At 55.3% G+C, this 2086-nt stretch carries 2 protein-coding genes; both read right to left on the bottom strand.

All coding sequences use genetic code 11. The features are described 5' to 3' along the window. Positions 1 to 901: 1-deoxy-D-xylulose-5-phosphate synthase N-terminal domain-containing protein (locus tag RMSM_RS32375; RefSeq protein ID WP_236622394.1), on the bottom strand; the 901-nt coding region annotated here is incomplete at its 3' end. 269 nt (positions 902 to 1170) lie between these two features. Then, positions 1171 to 2086, bottom strand: a 916-nt coding sequence (locus RMSM_RS32370; RefSeq protein ID WP_040770680.1) for a polyprenyl synthetase family protein, incomplete at its 5' end; no start/stop codon positions are given.

Below are 2086 nucleotides of genomic sequence, written 5' to 3'. Positions count from 1 at the left end.
GGTTTATAACCATGCCTTTTTCGGTCACGACGTGCAGTAGCACAGGGCCCTTCATTTCACGGACCATCGCCAAATATTTTCGCATCATCGGGATGTCGTGACCATCGATCGGGCCGACGTAACGGATATTCAATTCTTCGAACAACATCCCGCCCAACAAACCGGCTTTGACTCCTTCTTTCATCTGCGCCAGCAGACGTTCGGTAGGATCGCCAAACATCGGCACATGATCGAGCAGTCGCGTGACCTCGTGCTTCAAACCGGTGTAATAGGGATTCGAGCGAAGACGGTCGAGGTAGGTGGCAACCGAACCGACACGGGGACAGATCGACATTTTGTTGTCGTTCAAAATGATCGTCAGATCGTCTTCCAATTCTCCGGCGTTATTCATTGCTTCGAATACAATGCCGCTTGGAAAGGCACCGTCGCCAATCACGGCGACCGTACGGCGGTCGGCGTTGCCCGAGAGCACGTCGCCGCTGCGGAGACCGACGGCGGTGCTGACGCTGCAGCCGGCGTGACCGGTCATGAACAAGTCGTACTCGCTTTCGTCAGGGTTCGGATACCCCATCAACCCGCCACGTGTGCGAATCGAAGGGAAATCGTGATAGCGGCCGGTCACCAATTTGTGCGGATAAATCTGATGCCCCGTATCCCAAATCAGACGGTCGTGGCGGAAATCAAATTCACAGTGCAGCGCGATGCACAATTCGACCACGCCTAGGTTCGAAGCAAAGTGGGCCGTTCGTGTCGCCAACAGATTGCACAGGACATCACGAATCTCGCCAGCCACATCCTGCAATTGATCGCGTGACATCGACTTGAGCGGGCTCGCATCCGGCAAGCTCGAAAGCAGGGGATGGTTGCAAGGTTGGGCAGTCGTCGGTTCAGGTTCACTCATTTTTTATCCACTCGGTTGTCACACAGGTCATTTGTCAAACGGATCGATTTTCACATCCATCGTTTGTCAAACAGGAGTCCGATCGATCGCAGCACAGGGCGTGCGATTCATCCTTGTCTCTTCGGTTGTGTCGTTATTTGGGTCATGTTTAGCAGGTAGCCAGGAATCATTCGGTAACATCCCGTTGGTCAAAACGGCCAATTGTTTGAATTAATTCTGTCTACCTGCCTTCCGTATTCATCGTCTCACGACGATCGCGTATTGATGCATCATTGAGTTCGTTCATAAACAAAGTCAGCCAGACGGGTTAACCGCCAGCCGGCTTCGCCGAAATAGGTGGCATGTTGGCGTGCCGAGCTGACGAGTTGTTTGGCTTTTTCGCGGGCCACTTCGATGCCTAGTAGACCGGGGTAAGTCAGTTTGCCTCGATCCACATCTTTTCCGGTGCGTTTGCCTAGTTCTTGTTCGTCGGCGGTGAAATCTAGCAAATCGTCGACGACTTGGAACGCCAAGCCCAAATCCGCCGCGTAGTCGGACAACACCGTTTTGGACTTCTCGTCCGCTGCGGCCACGATCGCACCCATCGCAAGTGATGCCGAGAACAAGGCGCCGGTTTTCCGACGGTGAATCGATTCGAGATGCTCGACGGTTCGCAAAGGGGCAACGGCCGCTGATGAATTTTGGTTCGCTTCGACCCACGCCGCTTGGTCGCGTTCGGCGGACAAATCGTCGGATTGGCCACCCACTAAGTGGCATGCACCGGCGGCGGAGGCGAGCACACGGATCGCTGCGATCGCACGCGACGGATCGGGGATACCCTCGCTGAGATGGCGAAACGCTTCGGCCTGTAGAGCATCGCCGACCAAAATCGCAGTAGCCTCGTCAAATTGAATGTGAACTGTGGGCCGGCCGCGACGCAAATCATCGTCATCCATGGCAGGCAAATCGTCGTGAACCAGCGAGTAGGCGTGAATCATTTCGACGGCAACTGCTGCCGGCAACGCGTCCTCGATTTTGCCGCCACACGCTTCGCACGCCATCAACACCAAGGCTGGTCGCAACCGTTTTCCGGGGGCCAGCAACGCATAACGCATCGCGTCACCCAACTGTTGGGGGCAACCATCGCCGAAATCACACGCAGTTTCAAGCGCATGTTGACCAGTGGACGAAGATCCTCCATTACAG

This window comes from Rhodopirellula maiorica SM1 (assembly GCF_000346295.1).
Classification (GTDB): Bacteria; Planctomycetota; Planctomycetia; order Pirellulales; family Pirellulaceae; genus Novipirellula; species Novipirellula maiorica.
Note: the sequence above shows the minus strand (reverse complement) of the source record. Positions and strands in the feature narration are given on the sequence as shown.